Annotated in this window: 15 protein-coding genes; 7 read left to right on the forward strand and 8 right to left on the reverse strand. The window is 51.9% G+C overall.

Annotation, left to right across the window (positions count from 1 at the left end; translation table 11 throughout):
* Nucleotides 1–84: 84 nt before the first annotated feature.
* A complete protein-coding gene (locus P9J57_RS16790) occupies nucleotides 85–1,368 on the forward strand; it encodes a cystathionine gamma-synthase family protein (protein ID WP_483279306.1) in 1,284 nt (427 codons plus the stop codon).
* Here the strand turns inward: P9J57_RS16790 and cueO are convergent, their stop codons facing one another.
* Nucleotides 1,369–2,970: a multicopper oxidase CueO gene (gene cueO, locus P9J57_RS16795; RefSeq protein ID WP_014606564.1), complete on the reverse strand. Its 1,602-nt coding sequence runs from the start codon at nucleotides 2,968–2,970 to the stop codon at nucleotides 1,369–1,371. It lies immediately after the preceding gene.
* Nucleotides 2,971–3,128: 158 nt separating this feature from the next.
* Between cueO and P9J57_RS16800 the strand changes: the two genes are divergently transcribed.
* The 5 genes from P9J57_RS16800 (at nucleotide 3,129) to P9J57_RS16820 (ending at nucleotide 7,959) form a co-directional block, all read left to right on the forward strand.
* Nucleotides 3,129–3,476 carry a YacC family pilotin-like protein gene (locus P9J57_RS16800; protein WP_014606565.1) on the forward strand — a complete coding sequence of 116 codons (348 nt, stop codon included), beginning with the start codon at nucleotides 3,129–3,131 and terminating at the stop codon, nucleotides 3,474–3,476.
* Between the two features lie 108 nt (nucleotides 3,477–3,584).
* Nucleotides 3,585–4,448: a polyamine aminopropyltransferase gene (gene speE / locus P9J57_RS16805; protein ID WP_014606566.1), complete on the forward strand. Its 864-nt coding sequence runs from the start codon at nucleotides 3,585–3,587 to the stop codon at nucleotides 4,446–4,448.
* Nucleotides 4,449–4,476: 28 nt separating this feature from the next.
* Nucleotides 4,477–5,286 carry an adenosylmethionine decarboxylase gene (speD, locus tag P9J57_RS16810; protein ID WP_013024649.1) on the forward strand — a complete coding sequence of 270 codons (810 nt, stop codon included), beginning with the start codon at nucleotides 4,477–4,479 and terminating at the stop codon, nucleotides 5,284–5,286.
* 731 nt (nucleotides 5,287–6,017) lie between these two features.
* Nucleotides 6,018–6,785, forward strand: coding sequence for an alpha/beta fold hydrolase (locus P9J57_RS16815; RefSeq protein ID WP_227008665.1), 768 nt, complete (start codon nucleotides 6,018–6,020; stop codon nucleotides 6,783–6,785).
* Between the two features lies 1 nt (nucleotide 6,786).
* Nucleotides 6,787–7,959: a nucleotide disphospho-sugar-binding domain-containing protein gene (locus P9J57_RS16820; protein ID WP_089517587.1), complete on the forward strand. Its 1,173-nt coding sequence runs from the start codon at nucleotides 6,787–6,789 to the stop codon at nucleotides 7,957–7,959.
* 52 nt (nucleotides 7,960–8,011) lie between these two features.
* On the opposite strand, the gene P9J57_RS16825 is transcribed toward P9J57_RS16820, so the two are convergent.
* From P9J57_RS16825 to P9J57_RS16850, 6 genes are all read right to left on the reverse strand, one after another.
* On the reverse strand, nucleotides 8,012–9,559 hold the full coding sequence (locus tag P9J57_RS16825; protein ID WP_013024646.1) for a methyl-accepting chemotaxis protein: 1,548 nt from the start codon (nucleotides 9,557–9,559) through the stop codon (nucleotides 8,012–8,014).
* A gap of 609 nt (nucleotides 9,560–10,168) precedes the next feature.
* Entirely contained in the window at nucleotides 10,169–11,437 is a 1,269-nt protein-coding gene (dtnK, locus tag P9J57_RS16830; RefSeq protein ID WP_026021065.1) for a D-threonate kinase, read from the reverse strand.
* The gene (locus tag P9J57_RS16835) at nucleotides 11,437–12,393 is read right to left on the reverse strand and encodes a 2-keto-3-deoxygluconate permease (protein WP_015700944.1); all 957 of its coding nucleotides are present in this window, start codon (nucleotides 12,391–12,393) and stop codon (nucleotides 11,437–11,439) included. The genes dtnK and P9J57_RS16835 overlap by 1 nt, the downstream gene beginning before the upstream one ends.
* A 151-nt stretch (nucleotides 12,394–12,544) precedes the next feature.
* Entirely contained in the window at nucleotides 12,545–12,907 is a 363-nt protein-coding gene (gene yacL, locus P9J57_RS16840) for a protein YacL (RefSeq protein ID WP_013024643.1), read from the reverse strand.
* Between the two features lie 157 nt (nucleotides 12,908–13,064).
* A complete protein-coding gene (gene acnB, locus P9J57_RS16845) occupies nucleotides 13,065–15,662 on the reverse strand; it encodes a bifunctional aconitate hydratase 2/2-methylisocitrate dehydratase (RefSeq protein WP_085980279.1) in 2,598 nt (865 codons plus the stop codon).
* A 245-nt stretch (nucleotides 15,663–15,907) separates the two neighbouring features.
* Entirely contained in the window at nucleotides 15,908–16,906 is a 999-nt protein-coding gene (locus tag P9J57_RS16850) for an aldo/keto reductase (protein ID WP_013024641.1), read from the reverse strand.
* Nucleotides 16,907–17,003: 97 nt separating this feature from the next.
* Here P9J57_RS16850 and P9J57_RS16855 point away from each other — a divergent pair, with 97 nt between their 5' ends.
* A complete protein-coding gene (locus P9J57_RS16855) occupies nucleotides 17,004–17,924 on the forward strand; it encodes a LysR family transcriptional regulator (protein ID WP_013024640.1) in 921 nt (306 codons plus the stop codon).
* Nucleotides 17,925–18,544: 620 nt separating this feature from the next.
* On the opposite strand, the gene lpdA is transcribed toward P9J57_RS16855, so the two are convergent.
* Nucleotides 18,545–19,969 carry a dihydrolipoyl dehydrogenase gene (gene lpdA, locus P9J57_RS16860; RefSeq protein WP_014606575.1) on the reverse strand — a complete coding sequence of 475 codons (1,425 nt, stop codon included), beginning with the start codon at nucleotides 19,967–19,969 and terminating at the stop codon, nucleotides 18,545–18,547.
* Between the last annotated feature and the right edge of the window lie 38 nt (nucleotides 19,970–20,007).

Genomic DNA, 20,007 nt, shown 5'->3' on the forward strand with positions numbered 1-20,007 from the left:
CAGCATTTAACAGCATTAATTGCTGCATGATAGGATTTTATCAACATATCGTTATGCAGTTAACGACCTTATTGGGAGATCTCAATGACTTCACCCTCAAGTAAGAAAACGCACGTTGGCGATCGTCAACTGCATCCTGAAACCCAGATGCTGAATTATGGCTACGATCCTCGCCTGTCGGAAGGTGCCGTGAAGCCGCCCGTGTTTCTTACCTCTACCTTTGTTTTTGACAGCGCAGAAGAAGGCCGCGATTTTTTCGACTATGTTTCAGGCCGTCGTCAGCCTCCGGAAGGCAAAAGCGGCGGACTGTTTTATTCCCGCTTTAATCATCCCAACAGCGAGATCGTAGAAGATCGCCTGGCCATTTACGAACAGGCGGAAAGCTGTGCCCTGTTTGCTTCCGGTATGGCGGCTATCTCGACAACGCTGTTAACCTTTGCACGACCGGGAGAAGTCATTCTGCATTCGCAGCCGCTGTATGGCGGCACGGAAACGTTGCTGAGTAAGACACTGCACAATCTGGACATTCAGGCGGTCGGCTTCAGCGACGGACACGATGAAGCAAAAGTGCGTGATGCGGCTCATCGTGCGATGGCGCAGGGGCGCGTCGCGATGATTCTGGTGGAAACCCCGGCGAATCCCACCAACAGCCTGGTGAATATTGCGCTGATGGGGCGCATCGCCGACGAGATCGATCGGCATCAGGGTTCGCGTCCGGTCATCGCCTGTGATAACACCTTGCTGGGCCCGATTTTTCAACAGCCGCTGACGCTGGGGGCGGACTTATCGCTGTATTCTCTGACGAAATATGTCGGCGGGCACTCTGACCTGATCGCTGGCGCGGTGATGGGTAAGAAAACGCTGATGACGCAAATTCGCGCCCTCCGCAGCGCTATCGGTACGCAACTGGATCCGCACTCAAGCTGGATGATTGGCCGTTCACTGGAAACGCTGTCGCTGCGCATGGAAAAAGCCTTTCGCAATGCCGAAGCCGTTGCCGCCTTTCTGCAGCCGCATCCTAAGGTAGCAGCGTTGCACTGGTTGCCCTATCTGGATGCAGAAAGCCCCGCGGGCAAAACGTATCGCGAGCAGTGCAGCGGCGCCGGCTCGACCTTCTCTTTTGATATCGTGGGCGGACAACCTGCCGCGTTTCGCTTTCTCAATGCGCTTGCGTTGTTTAAGCAGGCCGTTAGCCTGGGCGGCACCGAGTCACTTGCCAGCCATCCCGGCACAACCACGCATTCTGGCGTGCCGGATGCAGTCCGTGAGCGCATCGGTATTACCGACGCGACGATACGCTTATCGATCGGCATCGAACATGCCGGAGATCTGGTAGAAGACATCCGACTGGCCCTTGAACAAGCCTGATCAGGTCACGGTGAAGCCCAGCATCATCCCGGTATCTTCATGCTCCAGCAAATGGCAGTGGGCCATATAAGCATGATCGGCGGCGGCGGCGTGATTGAAACGCACCAGTACTTCACTGCGCCAGCCGTCGACATTCACCATGTCTTTCCATCCCTGACGATGGGCGGCGGGCGGTTTGCCGTTTTCTGAAAGAATACGGAACTGCGTACCGTGAATATGAAAAGGATGCAGCATGCTGTCGCCTTCGCCGGAAATGGTCCATTTTTCCACGGCGCCCTGTTTCACATTGAAGGCGGGACGCGTCATATCAAATGCCAGACCGTTAATTTTATTGCCGTTATGGAAATCATACGCGGCAGTGGACATTGCGCCATGGTCCATATTTTGGTGATCCATCGTCTCTGCGCCGCTGTCATGATTCATCTCGCTCGCGTCGTTGCCCATTGGCATAGCGTGCTGCCCTCCTTTGCCCATGGCTTTCTCACCGTAACGCGCCATTAACGCCTGCATACCTTGCTGATCCAACTGGGGATCCATACTGAGCTGCAGCCAGCGCGTTGTCAGGCCTTCTGTTTTTGGCACAGCTGGCAGCGTGGCGAGCTGGTCGGGTAAAGTTGCACTGGCCATGATCCGCAGCGGCAAGATATTCACCAGCGGCAGGGGGCGATCGAAAGGTGCCAGCGTCATGCCCATTTGCGTGACCGGCAGCGTGACGATATCAAAGGCGTTGCCGTCAGAGGTATCGACCATGATCTCAAAACGCTCACCAGGGAGCAGCGGAAGTGAATCCACTTTCACCGGCTCCGACAGCAGCCCACCGTCACTGGCGATAACATACAGGGGACGTTTGTCGCTGGCCGCGATATGCAGCGAACGGGCATTGCAGCCGTTAAGCAGGCGCAGACGTAGCCAGCCACGCGGCACGGCGTGCTGCGGATACTGCACGCCATTCGTCAGCATCATGTCGCCAAACCAACCCACCGCCGCGCGCATCACGTCAAGTTGATAATCGATATGCTCGCCAGACTGACTCAGCTGCTTATCCTGAAAGATAAGCGGTACATCGTCGGTGCCCCACTGGCTGGGCAGCCGGAGCGTACCTGACGGCTGATCCTCCAGCAAAATTAACCCCGCCAGGCCCTGAGCGACCTGATGGCCGGTTTTGCCGTGTAGATGCGGATGGTACCAGCAGGTTGCCGCAGGCTGATCCGGGGTAAAGGTCACCTGACGCATCGCACCCGGTGCAATGACGCCCTGTGGGCCGCCGTCTACCTCACCGGGAATGTCCAGCCCGTGCCAGTGAAGCGTCGTCGCTTCTTTAAGCCGGTTATGAATGTTGATGGTGGCTGTCGTACCGCGCTTCAGGCGAATGGCCGGGCCCAGCAGGCTGCCATTGTAGCCCCAGGTGGGTACGGCTTTCCCCTGCCACTGCGTCGTGCCCTCCATCGCCGTCAGGCTGTACAGGCCATTCGCATCCGCCTCCAGCAACGCGGGGATAAGAAGCGGCGGTCGGGTGGCGGCCATGAGCGAGCGGCTCCAGAGCGGCAGCGCACCCGCCGCGCCCAGTGCCGCGCTGAGTTTCAAAAAGTGGCGACGTTGCATAATCAGCATCCTTGTAACGAAATTACCTGAAGCCTAAACCCTGCCCTTATGGCAAGGTCAAGCATAGCCGGACAGAATGCCCCGAAAAGCGTAAATTGATCGAAAATCTTTACATAACTGTGCTAACGTCTTAAGACAATTATCTGATGAGAATAACTATGAAGAAAAGCATCAAGATCCTGCTGCTGGCGGGACTCTTCGGCTTCTCCTCCACCAGCTTTGCCCTGAGCGAATCCGAAGCAGAAGATCTTGCCGATCTCACTGCCGTATTCGTTTATTTAAAAAATGATTGTGGCTACCAGGATTTGCCCGATGCGCAGATTCGTAAGGCGTTGGTGTTTTTTGCTCAGCAGAACCGCTGGGACTTAAGCAATTACAACAACTACAACATGAAAGCCCTCGGCGAAGCCAGCTATCGTGATTTAAGCGGCATCGCCATTGCTAATGACCAAAAATGTAAGTCGTTGGCCCGGGATTCTCTCAGCCTGCTTGCTTATGTAAAGTAGCGCGCCAGCCCGCTCTCCCACCAGACATTTGCCCGTGCAAGGACTATCATAGTTAGCTATGATGTCCCGCCGATTTTCGGGGTGATGTCACGAAAGGAGAGCTTCATCATGGCCCAAAATGAGATGTGGTATGAAACACTTCATGCCGGCTTTGGCCAGTATTTTACCGTCGATAAACAGCTTTATCGGGATAAAACGGCCCACCAGGATTTAATCATCTTTGAAAACGCGGCCATGGGTCGCGTCATGGCGCTGGATGGCGTGGTGCAAACAACCGAACGTGATGAGTTTATCTATCACGAGATGATGACGCACGTGCCGTTGCTGGCTCACGGCTCGGCAAAAAGCGTGCTGATCATCGGCGGCGGCGACGGTGCCATGTTGCGCGAAGTGTCCCGCCACGCTGATATCCAAAAAATCACAATGGTCGAGATTGATGCTGGCGTGGTCACCTTTTGCCGTCAGTATTTGCCCAATCACAGTGCCGGCGCTTACGACGATCCGCGTCTCAATCTGGTTATCGATGACGGCGTGAATTTCGTCAATCACACCACTGAAAAGTTTGACGTTATTATCTCAGACTGTACCGATCCCATCGGTCCGGGCGAAAGCCTGTTTACCTCTGAATTCTATGCAGGCTGTAAAAAAGCCCTGAATGAGAACGGTATTTTCGTTGCACAAAACGGCGTCTGCTTCCTGCAGCAGGACGAGGCAGTGAACAGCCATCGTAAACTCAGCCACTACTTCCAGGATGTCAGCTTTTATCAGGCGGCTATCCCGACCTACTATGGCGGGATCATGACGTTTGCCTGGGCAAGCGACAATCCTGCTTTGCGCCAGCCCGACGCGGCCCTGTTACAGGCGCGTTTCGAAGCCTCTGGCTTGCGCTGCCGTTACTATACACCGGCGATTCATACTGGCAGCTTTGCCCTGCCACAATATCTGTTGAATGCACTGGAAGACCCGCGCTGACTGGGCATTTATAAGGGGGTGAATAAAATTGCAAAAGCTAAAACTACATGGCTTCAATAACCTGACCAAAAGCCTGAGTTTTTGTATCTACGATATTTGCTATGCAAATACTGAAGCTGAACGTGATGGGTATATTGCTTATATCGATGAGCAATATAATGCCAATCGCCTGACAGAAATTCTGACCGAAACCTGTTCCATCATTGGCGCAAATGTCCTGAATATTGCCCGTCAGGATTATGAGCCACAGGGTGCCAGCGTGACCATTCTGGTCAGTGAGGAACCCATCGATCCCAAAGATATTGATACGTCAGAACATCCGGGTCCGCTGCCCAACTCCGTCGTTGCGCACCTTGATAAGAGTCATATCTGTGTACATACCTATCCAGAGAGCCACCCAGAAGGCGGCCTTTGCACCTTCCGTGCCGACATCGAAGTATCGACCTGTGGCGTGATCTCCCCTCTTAAGGCGCTTAATTATCTGATTCATCAGTTGGAGTCAGACATCGTCACGGTGGATTATCGCGTGCGCGGCTTCACGCGTGACGTGAACGGCGTGAAACATTTTATCGACCATGAAATCAATTCTATTCAGAACTTTATGTCTGAAGACATGAAGGGCATGTACGACATGGTGGATGTTAACGTTTACCAGGAAAACATCTTTCACACCAAGATGTTATTAAAAGAGTTCGATTTAAAACACTATCTTTTCAATACCCGCCCTGAAGATCTGACGCCTCAGGAGCATAAACGTATTACCGACCTGCTGTGGAAGGAAATGCGTGAGATTTACTACGGCAGAAATATTCCGTCAGTGGGATTAAAAACGTACTAGTCACCCTACCGCTGCCCTGCCCCCTGCGTTGGGGGCCATTTTCTCCTTCGTCATCATCCATGCCTCTTCCGGTTTCAACCAGAACAGGACTTATTATGCGCTGCAAACCAGGATGGCCGCCGTCCGGTTAATTTGCCTCTTCTGGTGGCTTTATCGCCTGGTTGCCGCGAGCACTTTTCTTGTAATACGCGCAGAACCCCGCGTCTCACTTTCTCCTGCTCAGCGCTGTCATCGCTGCCCTCCTCCGGCCGTTCTTGTCTCTTTTCCGCTACAACACAGGTATTAATTCAAATATTCAGTACTAAACACTAAAAAACCAATCCAGATCCGCCCAAATCATTAATTTAGTTAACATGAATTTCTGTAATGAAAATGATGTGACCTAACAAACTGCATCGCTTTACGCCATGCTAACCAATGCTTTTTCCATGAGGAAGATCACATTGTATCGCAAGAAAACATAAGCTTAATTTTTGATTAAAAGTAAGCCATTTAAGGTTAGTCATCTAAAACCTCGTTAAAAACCTTAACTATCATAGGCATAAAATTAATCCCATTAAAAAAACCAATAAAACATAAAAATAACTTAATGATCACATCACCCTGTGATATACATTAAAAAAATTTACTTTTCGCGGGTAATCGTTGGTAAGGAGAGTGATATGAGTCACGCATACTCTGTTATAAACATAAACAAACTTAACGTTTATGTGGAATTAGTGAAATGCAGCGTGCCCACACGTAACAGGACCATCCTGATAAATGGCGCGCTGGCGACCTCGTCTTCCTTTCGGAACTGGAAGCGGTTTCTGGCGGATAAATCAGATGTGATTACGTTCGATCTGCCTTTTTCCGGCAAATCGAAACCCTACAATGAGCAGGACTGTAATATCGTTACGCTGGATGATGAAGTGGCGATCATTCGGGAAATTATTTCAATCTATAAGCCTAACATTATTGCCTCTGCTTCGTGGGGCGGCGCATCGACGCTGAAGCTGTTAAATAACGGCGAAGATGGCCTGGAACACGCCATTATTGCGTCTTACTCTTTCGAATTTAACGATCGAATGCGCACCTACGTTAAACAGGCAAATCTGTACTCAAAAGAGAAAAAATTTGTCGATCTTGCGCATTTGATGAACGAAGAAGTCGGCGCCTATTTGCCGAACAAAATGAAATTCTGCAATTTCAGACACCTCACCACGCTGGATGAAATTGAGTACCGCCAGGGGCGCTTCCACCTTGAGCAAATCGCTAATATTCGCAATCATGACTACAAAAGTATTATCGATAATTCGGCATGTCAGTTTCACTTTATCAATGGCGATCTGGATATTCATACGCCGCAGAAAAACATTGAAGAGATTTGCGGCGAGTCGGACAAAACCTGCTTTTATCAGATCAGAGATGCGGGACACTTTTTAGATCTGGAAGGAAAAGTTAGCCGGGAGCGTACGGCTGCCGCCTTTAACACCATTTTTAACCAGATTGGTGTCTGAAATGAAAGTGATCATTGGCGCACTCGGCTCAGCTGGCGATGTCTTTCCCTGTATTGAAATTGGATCGCTTCTGAAAGAAAAAAATCACGATGTTTATTTGCTCGCTAACGATTACTTCAGGTCAGAAGCCGTTTCTCGCGGACTTTCCTTTGTTGCGGTGGGCGATAAAGAAACGTACGTCAACGCGGTACAGGACCGTTCGCTGTGGGAAAAAAAGCACTCTCTGAAACGTATCTCACACTATATGGCGGAACAGCAGGAAGCCATGTTCAATGCCATGAGCGCCCTTGTGGATGATGACTGCATTATCATTCATTCTTTATGGTGCTTCGCTGCAAAAGCGGTAAGTGACAAATACCAGATTAAGAAATATGCAATCAGCCTGACCAATTCAAATTTAAAATTGCAGCCCGGGCGCGTGATTAACGCGCTGGAAAAAGGCCTGAGAGTGAATCTGAACTGGAAACTGGCCTTATTTCAACGCGCACTGGTGTCACCCGCACTTCAGGATACGCTGGACAAATTACGCCGCGACAATCACCTGCCCGCCTGTCGAAATATTTATGCTGACTGGGTGAGCGGTGGACAGCGTTCGATCGTGTTATATGAACCCTGGTTCTATCAGAAAAAAGCGCGTAACGGGTTTTACGCTGGTTTTATGCTTAATAAAAGCCGTGCATCAACGGATGACGAACAGATTACCGCCTTTATTGACTCCCGGACGGTGGTGTTTTTTACCAGTTGGGCACTGGCTGAGAAAAAGTCCGTTAGCCAGATATTGCAGGACTTAAAAGCTGAGGGGTTAAAATGCGTACTTGTTACGCCAACAGCAACCGCCTTGTCGGTGAACGATGACGTGATGACCGTACCTCAACTGAATATTGCCCTTGTCGAAACGTGCTTATTTGCCATTCATCATGGCGGTATTGGCACCACCGCGCAGTTACTCAAGAATGGCGTTCCCCAACTGATCTATCCCCGCGCGTTCGATCAGTTTGAAAACGCCCGTGCACTTGAGCGGCTGGCCTGTGGGCTGAAAGGAAAAGGGATAAAGGAAATCCGGAAAATGGCAGCGCTTTCACGTCATAAGAAACATAATTGCGATTACTACGCGGCGCAATTTGATAAAGCGGGCAATAATGGTCACGAACTGGAAAACTTTCTGACCCGTTAAGCCATCCGGCACAGCCAGCCAGGCATGATTTACCCTGGCTGGCCGATGGGCATCAGATCTGAAACGCGGCCGTTAATACTCTCAGGCTCCTTGCCTGTTCCGTTAACGACTGAGATGCAGAAGCGGACTGTTCGACCAACGCCGCGTTGCTCTGCGTTACGCTGTCCATTTGGGTCACAGCCACGCTGACCTGCGAAACGCCCTGCATTTGTTCTACCGATGCCAGAGCCAGCCCATCCATATATTGTGCCAGCGAGGCGACCTCGCTCGCGGCTTTAAGAATACTGTGTGCCGTATTATCTGCCGCTTTTACGCCTTTCTCGACGCCACTGACGGCTTCTTCAATCAGGGTGCCGATTTCTCGTGACGACGAGGCGCTGCGTTGAGCCAGCGTCCGGACTTCGCTCGCCACCACGGCAAAACCGCGACCATGTTCACCTGCTCTTGCTGCTTCAACGGCGGCATTCAGCGCCAGAATGTTCGTCTGAAACGCGATGCTCTGAATGACCGCCGTAATCTCTTTGACCTTGGCCGCACTCACCGAAATGCTGTGCATGGTCTGACTCATTTCATTGACGGCTTTTTCACTGGCGCGGGTCAGCGATTCCGTCTCGCGAGCCGAAGAGGCGGTGGATTCTGCGACGGAAGTGTTGTTGCGCACGGTAGCGGTAATCTGCTCCATACTGGCTGCCGTCTGCTGCAACGCGGCAGCCTGCTCCTCCGTGCGGGAAGAGAGCTCTGTATTTCCCTGTGCGATTTCGCTGGCTGCCAGTTCAACCGACGCAGCGGAGTCTTTGATCTGAGAAACCAGTGTCCGCAGATGATTTTGCATATTGGCCAGCGCCGCAAGCAGCTTGCCGGTCTCATCCTTTCGATCCACGGTAATCACGGAGGTCAGGTCGCCCCGGGCGATGGTATCAGCCGTATTCACCGCCAGCGTCAGAGGACGGGAAATGCTACGGGAAATAAGCAGTCCCAGCACCAATGAGATGGCTGTCGAAAGCACCAGCCCGCCTGTTAACGTCATTCTGGTCTTTGTACGCTCAGTGATTAACTCGTCTGCACGGGCCTGCAGCAACGATTTTTCAGTGGCAATCATTGACTCAATGACAGAGCGCATCGCATCCATTTGAACTTTCCCTTCACCCGAGGCAAAGAGCTCAAAAAAGCGCTGCTGATCCAGCGAGCCCTGATTCAGGCGTTCGCGCGCATCGATCACCTTTTGGGCATAGGTTTCCAGCCAGGCCTTTTGTCTGTTTTCCAAATCAACTAAACGTTTCTGCTGTTCCGGATTATCCTGGGTCAGCTGATGCGTACTCTCTATATATCGACTGAATGCCTGTTTTCCTTCATTAAACGGGACCAGCATCTGCGGTTTGCCGTTGAGCGCAAAACCACGCACGCCCGTCTCCATATTAAGCAGGTTTTCGGTGGCCTTGTTTAATCCTTCAACAACCTGATAAGTATGAATATTAAGCTGGCTGGCTTGTGTTACCCGGCCAAACCCGGCATAAAACATGCCACAAACGACAATCATGACCAGCGTAATCGCGCCAAATGCAATATAGAGTCGTGTTCTGATAGATGTGTTGCTGAGCATAATTTCTCCGCGAGTGGAAAAAAATAAATAAATTCCATTAATTAACTGAGACTAATGGCAAAAACATTAATAATCAGGCATGTAAATTTAATGAAAAGCCTGTTAACGCACCCAAAAATGAGTGACGCCAATATAAACGCATTAATGTCCAGTTGATTATTAACGCAGTTGCTGAAATTTCCACTGCGTTACCTTTTTAATTTTAAGCCACTTCAAAAAATCGCAGAGATGCTTATCTATCACTATGCAGCTTCAGCGGAGCGTGAATTAACCCACCGAAATAAAAAAGATTAAAATCAAAGACTTTTAAAAGAGATGAGAATGAAAATGCTTACAACATTGCGTTGAAGGAATAAAGTGCAACGTTAATTTGACTTAGCGCCATCGCATTATTAACCAATTAAATGTTATCACTCATGTCAAAACCGCCTGTCATCTCCTCATCTTTTTGGTGAAAGGTTATATTTTAATAAAACAGAACATCGCGCGCGGCGTTAAATATTGCCCTGTGCCCCGTGCTCTTAATACAAATCAGCCCTACCTTGTGCTCTCTGAAATCGATTTTAACCTGCACATCGACTGCAACGTCGCCGATGTACAGGCCCGGGCTTAGGGTTGGAGATACAACTCTTCTATGTAGTGCAGGGCTTCGCATAGCGTACTGTCTGTGCCAAATCCCCCCGCCTTGGTAATAACCGGCAGGTCATCAATTTCACTGTTCACGAAGGTGCCGCAGGGGATACAGGGAGCGACTTCGCTCTGAATACGATAACCTTCAGCGCCCAATGCGTTAGCCACCGCAATAGCGATGTCCCCACCGGTGAGAAACAGGCCGCCGGTACGAGCACGATCGAGAATCGCCAACGTGATTTCTCCCAGCCGCTGACTCAGCTTTTCACCTAAGGCTTCTCGACTCAGTTCGTAGTGCGCGGTCAGAGCATCAATCTGATTACGATCGTCAACGCTGCTGCTGGTCTGAAGAACACAGTGCCTGTTCTGCATCAGAATCTCGCACGCCTGGGCCACGATATGCTCGCACTCATCTTTAGGCCCCAGAAGGGTTTGTACCGCTATTCTGACAACGTCAACGCGTCCTGAGCGCTGCGCCTGCTCAACCTGACGTCGGGTCATTTCACTCATTGAGCCTGCCACCACCAATACGGGCAGAGTTTGATGCATAGTCATGTAACTTTCAGCCGGAAGTGCATTCGCCAGCCCCGCCGCACCGACCAATAAAGGGGGCCGGGTCATGGCCAGGGCGGCCTGGGCAATTAGCGTCAGATCGTTATCATTTTCGGCATCCATGACCACGATGCCCCCTCCCTGCCGGGCCAGACTTTCAAGCCGGGCACGTAGCTCACCGCCTCTTACCACGTCCAGCGACATTTCACTCACCGGCAGACGAGTCTGTAAGCCGATAAGCGTACTGATTCGCGACGAAATAATCGGGGTGCGAGGATCGCTGGCAAACTCTGTCTCCAGCAACGGACGCTGGTGCACCAGGCACTCACCCTGGCGCGTGATGCGGCCTGCCGAAGGTATGGCCGCGGCAACGATCGCCAGCGTGGCACCACTTGCCGCCATAGCCGCGGCAATCTCTGCCCCGGGGTTCCCCCGCAAGGTCGAGTCGATTTTTTTATAAATCAGTACGTTATTTTGCGTCGTGCCCAGCCAGGCAGAAAGCGCCTGAGTAACGGCAATGCTCGCCTGCTCTGCGCTAAGCGCCCGGCTATCCGTGTTGATGACGAGTACGTCAGTCCGCCGCGAGGGTTTCTGCTGTGGCGTCAGCATCACTTCGGTGCGTGCGCCCTTTTTGGCCAACTGGACACCGGTATCGTTTGCGCCCGTAAAATCGTCGGCGATGACAAGCATTTTCATCATAACTTCTCCGTGGATGACAGCGATCGCTGCTGATTACTCTTTGCCACCCATGAGGTCAGCATGGGCGTTAAAATTGCGGTAACAATGACCGACGTCGCGACCAGCGGCGTGGCCGACGCAACGACGTCCGCCAGGGCGGGATCGGCGTGAGCAATAGCAACAGGCGTGGCGACAGCATTGCCCGCCGTGCTGGATGCCGCCGCGCCGGCAATTCCGCTGCCACCTAACAAGCGATCGACTTTTATATTAAAGAAGCCGCCGACGAGCGTGGTTAAGCCCCCCAGAACAATGCCAGCCAGCCCGCCTTTGAGCAGCATGGCAAAATCAATGCTGGCGCCCAACGCAAAGGCAAAGAAGGGAATCAGTATCGGGCCGCCCTGAGACAAAAAATCGCGCATTTTTGGATCGAGATTACCGAGCAACATGCCCAGCAGCATGGGGACGATCACCACCACCACCGACATGACAGGAATATTTGCCATCCCTGCCGCGCCCAGGGCAATCATGGTGAGTACCGGACCATCGTTAAGGGAGATCACGGGGGTCGCGCCGACTTCATTGTCCTGGCCAAACTCCCCCGCGAGCGCAGCATAAAGGCCGCCATTCGTATTGCTCATGGCCGAAATGACGGCGACCGACGTCAGTCCCCACAGCCCCTCCGCGCCAAAAAAGGTATCCACAGCAAAGCCCACGGCCACAGCAACAAGAAACTTGCTTGCCGTGACGCCACCGCCTATCAACAAGGCTTTGGGTGCCGCTTTGATATATATCCCTGCGCCCATACAAAACAAAAATGCCCCAATCAGAGCAGGTGCACCTTCTTTAAAAAGCGCGGTGGTAAAGCCGCCCACCTGTAAGGCTTCGGGCGCGAGCGTATTCACGATGGCCCCTAAAACCAGCGGGACAACCATCATACCGCCCGGGATTTTTTCAACTGTTGCTTTAATATCCATATTATCACCATTATGATTAATTATAATCACCATGATGATATTAAATCATTAAGAGGAAAATTGCGGCATGAATCGCAGAATAGCGCGCGGTTAGTTGAGCATAATCAATCAATACGGAGGGGAACCACAGGGCCTGCAATACTCACCGGTATTATCTGTTTTGCATGAAGCGCCGCCAGGCAGCAATGACCGCCAGAAAATCCTCCATACCGCAGAAGCACAAGCTTTCTTCGTCGTAATAATTCATGCCCTCTTCCATTTCATCGCCTTCAAAATTCAGCGTATTCGCGCGGACAATCACCTCTTCGTCATCCATCCACAGCGTGTATTCCCGCCCGATACGTTGCCACTGACGTTCACTTCCTTTTAATTTATGGGCTTCCGCTTCTACCTCATCCAGCACGCTGGCATCGTGCTCGACCTCTTCATTAAACCAGTGGCCCAGTGCTTCATGTCCCATCGACATACGAACTTTCACTTTGCCCGTGATGTCACGTAGAAATTCATACTCCATGATCTTATCTCTTTATCAGTCACTCGCGCTGTTATACCGCTATTTTCATTACCATGCACCTGCTTAGCGCACACATCCGGCTTCCTTCAGGACACTTTTCAGGCATAAAAAAGAGGAACGCCAGAGCGTCCCTCTTAAATGGACCAACGGTCAGCAATCAGACGGCGGTCTGGAAAATCACGCCATCCGCTTTTTCAGTGTACTGGCTCAACTGGTCAAAGTTGAGATAGCGATAGGTATCGCTAGCCGTTTTATCCACCTGCGCCATAAACTGCTGATACTCATCTGGCGTTGGCAGCTTACCTAACAGTGATGAGACCGCCGCCAGCTCCGCAGAAGCCAGGTAGACGTTAGCCCCTGTACCTAAACGGTTCGGGAAGTTACGGGTTGAGGTCGAAACGACCGTTGCGCCATCGGCGACACGTGCCTGGTTACCCATGCACAGTGAACAACCCGGGATCTCGATACGCGCACCGCTCTTACCGAACACGCTGTAGTAGCCTTCTTCCGTCAGCTGTGCCGCATCCATTTTGGTCGGTGGTGCGACCCACAAACGGGTTGGCAGCTGGCCTTTGTGGCTGTCCAGCAACTTACCTGCCGCGCGGAAGTGACCGATGTTGGTCATGCACGAACCGATAAAGACTTCATCAATCTTCTCGCCCTGCACATCTGACAGCAGACGCGCATCGTCGGGATCGTTTGGCGCGCACAGAATCGGCTCTTTGATCTCCGCCAGATCGATGTCAATCACCGCAGCATATTCTGCATCGGCGTCGGCTTCGAGCAGCTGTGGATCCGCCAGCCATTTCTCCATGCCTTCGATACGGCGCTCAAGCGTACGACGATCGCCGTAGCCTTCTGAGATCATCCATTTCAGCAGGACAATGTTAGATGTCAGATACTCTTTGATCGGCGCCTGATCCAGCTTGATGGTACAGCCTGCAGCAGAACGCTCAGCAGACGCATCGGTCAGTTCGAACGCCTGCTCCACTTTCAGATCGGGCAGACCTTCAATTTCAAGGATGCGACCGGAGAAGATGTTCTTCTTGCCTTTCTTCTCAACGGTTAACAGGCCCTGCTTAATCGCATACAGCGGAATGGCGTGAACCAGATCGCGCAGCGTAATGCCGGGCTGCATTTTACCTTTAAAACGTACCAGTACCGATTCCGGCATATCCAGTGGCATAACGCCGGTCGCTGCCGCAAAGGCAACCAGACCCGAACCTGCCGGGAAGGAAATACCGATTGGGAAGCGGGTGTGGGAATCGCCACCGGTGCCGACGGTATCCGGCAGCAGCATACGGTTCAGCCAGGAGTGAATTACCCCATCTCCAGGACGCAGGGAAACGCCGCCACGGTTCATGATGAAGTCTGGCAGCGTGTGGTGCGTGTTCACATCGACTGGCTTAGGATAAGCCGCCGTGTGACAGAACGACTGCATCACCAGATCGGCAGAGAAGCCCAGACATGCCAGGTCTTTCAGCTCGTCGCGGGTCATAGGACCGGTGGTATCCTGCGAGCCCACCGAGGTCATTTTCGGTTCGCAATAGGCACCCGGACGGACGCCGTCCACGCCACAGGCGCGGCCAACCATTTTCTGCGCCAGTGAGTAGCCACGTGAGCTTTCCGCCACGTCTTTCGCGATACGGAACACGGTGCTGACAGGCAGCCCCAGGGATTCACGCGCTTTGCTGGTCAGGCCACGACCGATGATCAGTGGAATACGGCCACCGGCACGCACTTCATCAATCAGCACGTCGGTTTTCAGTTCAAAACTGGCCAGCAGATCGCCGGTTTCGTGATTGCGCACTTCGCCTTTAAACGGATAGATATCAATGACATCACCCATATTCAGGTCGTTCACATCCACTTCGATCGGCAGCGCGCCGGCATCTTCCATGGTGTTGAAGAAGATAGGCGCAATCTTGCCGCCCAGAACAACACCACCGCCTTTTTTATTCGGCACGTTAGGGATGTCATCGCCCATAAACCACAGCACCGAGTTGGTGGCCGATTTACGGGATGAACCTGTGCCCACAACGTCGCCCACATAGGCCAGCGGGAAACCTTTGGCCTGCAGTGCTTCGATCTGTTTGATCGGACCGATGTTGCCTGACTCATCCGGCTCAATGCCTTCACGGGCATTTTTCAGCATCGCCAGGGCATGCAGTGGGATATCCGGACGTGACCAGGCATCCGGTGCCGGAGACAGGTCATCGGTGTTGGTTTCACCCGTGACTTTGAAAACCGTAACGGTAATTTTTTCAGCCAGCTCAGGACGTGACAGATACCATTCGGCATCCGCCCACGACTGCATCACCTGCTTCGCGTGTGGATTGCCTGCTTTGGCTTTTTCTTCTACGTCGTAAAAGCTGTCAAACATCAGCAACGTGTGGGAAAGCGCTTTTGCCGCAATCGGTGCGAGTTTCGCATCATCTAATGCTTCAATCAGAGGATGGATGTTGTAGCCGCCCTGCATGGTACCGAGCAGTTCAACAGCTTTTTCAGGAGATACCAGAGGAGAGGTTGTTTCGCCTTTGGCGACAGCAGCCAGGAAACCTGCTTTAACATACGCCGCTTCATCGACGCCGGGTGGTACGCGGTTGACCAACAAATCGGTCAAAAATTCTTCTTCACCCGCAGGTGGATTTTTTAGCAGTTCAACCAGCGCGGCCATTTGGGAAGCATCTAATGGCTTAGGTACGATCCCTTGGGCAGCACGCTCGGCAACGTGCTTACGGTATTCTTCTAGCACGACGTTCTCCTCGCTCTCATTGTATGGGTTTCCGGTGCACCCTGATGACAACGCATTCCATGAGTAGGGTAAGGTGCCCGGTTCCGCGTGGGGCAGCATAGCAGGATTTAACCGCCTTGTTAATCTGTTTACAAAAAAGCAACATTAGGGTTTTCTGTAGCAGAATGCGCTAACTAATCCGGTGTAAACGGAAAAAAAGCAGGGCGTAAAGCCCCGCCTGCTAACACAGTCATACCCGATTACGTTTAGCGGTCGATCATACCGTATTCTGCATTGGCGTAGCGCTCACCGCGAATGTTTTCCGGGGCAAACACAGTATCCAGCATGTCGATGTCGACCTTTTTCAGGGCAACTGACGCGGCGGCACAGTTTTCTTCCAGATGGTGGACTTTGCTTGCTCCCGGAATAGGCACGATATCCTCACCCTTCGCTAAAACCCACGCCAGTGCCAGTTGAGCCGCAGAAATACCATAACCCCGCGCCATCTCCATCAGTTGATCCACTAACTTTTGGTTATGTTGCTGTGACTGCTGCTGGAAACGCGGCAAGCCACGGCGGAAATCATGCGGATCAAGGTCGGTCACCGCTGCCAGCTTACCGGTCAGAAAACCGCGGCCCAGAGGGCTGTATGGCACGAAACCGACGTTAAGTTCGCGGCAGGTAGCAAGAATGCCCTGCTCGGGATCGCGAGTCCAAAGTGAGTACTCGCTTTGTAAGGCCGAAATCGGATGTACGGCACAGGCACGGCGCAGCGTGGCGGCAGATACTTCCGACAGGCCGAGGTAGCGCACTTTTCCCTCATTAATTAAATCTGCCATCGTGCCCACCACGTCTTCGATCGGCACCGCGGGATCGAAACGATGTTGATAAAGCAGGTCAATATGATCGGTGCCGAGACGCGTCAAAGATCCTTCTACTGCCTCGCGAATATGCTGTGGCTGACTGTTCACACCGGTCATGTTCTCCCAGCCCTGACCGGCACCGCTAATGCTAAAACCAAATTTCGTCGCAACGGTCACGCTATCACGGCGGCCTTTAAGGGCTTTTGCAATCAGCGCTTCGTTTGTGAAGGGTCCGTAGATCTCAGCGGTATCCAGAAAATTAATGCCCAGTTCAAATGCGCGGGAGAGCGTATTTAATGCCTGTGACTCATCCGTGTTGCCATAGGCGAAGGTCATGCCCATGCAGCCCAGCCCGAGTGCCGATACCTGTAAACCCTGATTACCTAATTGACGTTGTTGCATGACATCTTCCTCATTATTGCGGTGTTATTGTTATAATCCTCATCAATCGCAACAACAATTGTGCTTAATTTTCTAATTCAGTGAGAAAAACTCATCAATGACGCTATCCCGGGCAACGCTTCAGGAACTGGAAATGTTTTGTGCGATTGCGCACCATCGTAGCTTTCGCAAAGCCGCGCAGGCGCGTAACGTCACGCCCTCGGCACTCAGCCATGCAATGCGCCATTTCGAGCAGCGGCTCGGCGTGAGGCTGCTTAACCGCACCACTCGCAACGTTTCCCTGACCGAAGCGGGCGCGCATTTTCTCCAGCGTATTCAACCCGCGCTGGTCGAACTCTCTCAGGCCGTGGATGAACTTAATGACTGGCGGGCGCGTCCACACGGCAAGCTGAAACTCAATATGCCGCGTTCTGCTGAAACACTGTTCTTTGAAAGCTTGATTCTGCCGTTTATCCAGCGCTATCCGGAAATCACGCTGGAAATTGACAGTAATGATGCGCTGGTCGATATTCTGGAAGCGGGTTTTGATGCAGGCATTCGCTATGGCGATGTGCTGGCACAGGATATGATTGCCCTGCCCTTTGGCCCGGCAATGCGCACTCTGGTTGTCGCAAGCCCGGCCTTAATCGAACGTCATGGCGCACCGCAAACGCCGGATGAACTGCTTGCATTTCCCTGCATCGAACGCCGCTTCCCCAGTGGCCGACGCTATCGCTGGGAATTCTGGCACGCGGGGCAAAGGCAGGAGGTCGCGGTCAGTGGCCCGCTGGTGCTGGATAACAACGAGCGGATTTTGCAGGCCGCCCTTTCAGGGGCAGGGATCGCCTTCTTACAGGAAGCCGTGGTCAGCGCCCATCTGCAGCGCGGCGCACTCGTTGAACTGCTCAGTGGCTTTACCCAACATGCAGATGGCTTCTGGCTGTATTATCCTGGCAGGCGTTATGTCTCTGCGCCGTTGCGGCATTTTATTGACTGGCTACGCCTTAATAATAACGAAGCAGGCAATCATAAAAATTGAATAACAACGCGATCTCGCGTTAAAAAAATTAAAAAGGCGCCAAAAAGTAAATATAAAACCTTTTTAATCAGGACGTATTAACCTCTGACGATCTTATTAATGGTTCACTAAATAATCCAATAAAATATAAAGAGACTCTGAAATAATACATGCGCAGACTGCGGTTGGGCTCATGAATCATTCTGCCTGACGTGAGAATCTGAGGTGGAAAGAGGCAGGAACCGCTCACAATAATTTTAACGCGTGCGAGCGGGGAAACCCTGATACCTCAACACTGCAAGCCCTAACCCCTCTCACGATAAAAATCAAGAGAGGTGCCACCATCAAGTCGAAATACGGTTCGCTTGTTATCAGCGGGTCAATGCTCTTAGGATTACGTTTATCAAATTGACGTTCATTATGTGAACTTCGCCTCAGAATAATGAGTACTGAACTTTCGGCTGTCTTGAATAACGAAACCAGACAGTAAAAAATGCGTTAATGGCGGGATTGACTACGCCATTTTTGCCCGTGTAAAGGTGTTAGCACAGGCGCCCTTTCTTTTATTCCTTTCATTATCCGATTGAATCTAAGCCATAAAAAAACGGCCCCATAAGGGGCCGCTATTTCAGTTCTGAAAATTATTTCTTTTTCGCTTTCGCGTTAGGCAGATCGGTGATGCTGCCTTCAAAGATTTCAGCGGCCAGGCCTACTGACTCATGCAGGGTCGGGTGCGCATGGATGGTCAATGCGATGTCTTCTGCATCACAGCCCATTTCAATGGCCAGACCAATTTCGCCCAGCAGCTCACCGCCGTTAGTACCGACGATGGCGCCACCGATAACGCGATGGGTTTCTTTGTCGAAAATCAGTTTGGTGATACCGTCTGCGCAGTCAGAAGCAATAGCACGGCCGGATGCTGCCCACGGGAATGTGGCAGTTTCATAGCTGATGCCTTTCTCTTTCGCTTCTTTCTCGGTCAGACCAACCCAGGCAACTTCTGGTTCAGTATAGGCAATGGACGGAATCACTTTCGGATCGAAGTAGTGCTTCAGACCTGAAATGACTTCTGCCGCAACGTGGCCTTCATGCACGCCTTTATGCGCCAGCATCGGCTGCCCGACGATATCGCCGATAGCGTAGATGTGCGGCACGTTGGTGCGCATTTGTTTGTCAACGCGGATAAAGCCACGGTCGTCAACCTCAACGCCGGCTTTATCTGCATCCATGCCCTTACCGTTTGGCACGCGACCAATTGCCACCAGAACCGCATCATAACGCTGGGCTTCGCCTGGCGCTTTTTTACCTTCCATTGAAACATAGATACCGTCGTCTTTTGCTTCAACGGCGGTCACCTTAGTTTCCAGCATCAGGTTGAATTTCTTGCTGATACGTTTGGTGAAGACTTTCACCACGTCTTTATCGGCAGCCGGGATAACCTGGTCGAACATTTCAACCACGTCGATCTCTGAACCCAGCGCATGGTAAACCGTCGCCATTTCCAGACCGATAATACCGCCGCCCATGACCAGCAGACGTTTAGGCACTTCTTTCAGTTCCAGCGCATCGGTTGAATCCCACACGCGAGGATCTTCATGAGGAATGAACGGCAGCTCGATTGGGCGTGAGCCCGCAGCGATAATGGCGTTGTCGAAGTTAATGGTGGTTGCACCACCTTCACCTTCAACCACCAGCGTATTCGCACCGGTAAATTTGCCCAGGCCGTTAACAACCTTGACTTTACGACCTTTTGCCATGCCTGACAGACCGCCAGTCAGCTGGTTAATCACCTTCTCTTTCCAGCTGCGGATTTTGTTGATATCCGTTTGCGGCTGACCAAACACAATGCCGTGTTCTTCCAGCGCTTTCGCTTCTTCAATCACTTTGGCAACGTGCAGTAGCGCTTTAGACGGGATACAGCCTACGTTAAGACAGACACCGCCGAGGGTGCTGTAGCGCTCAACCAGTACGGTTTCCAGACCTAAGTCAGCGCAACGAAAAGCTGCAGAGTAACCTGCAGGACCTGCCCCAAGTACCACGACCTGAGTTTTAATCTCTGTACTCATCATGACCTCTTATTGGATTTCCGGCGGGTCAGACGCTG

This window comes from Pantoea sp. nfd-35 (assembly GCF_056892255.1).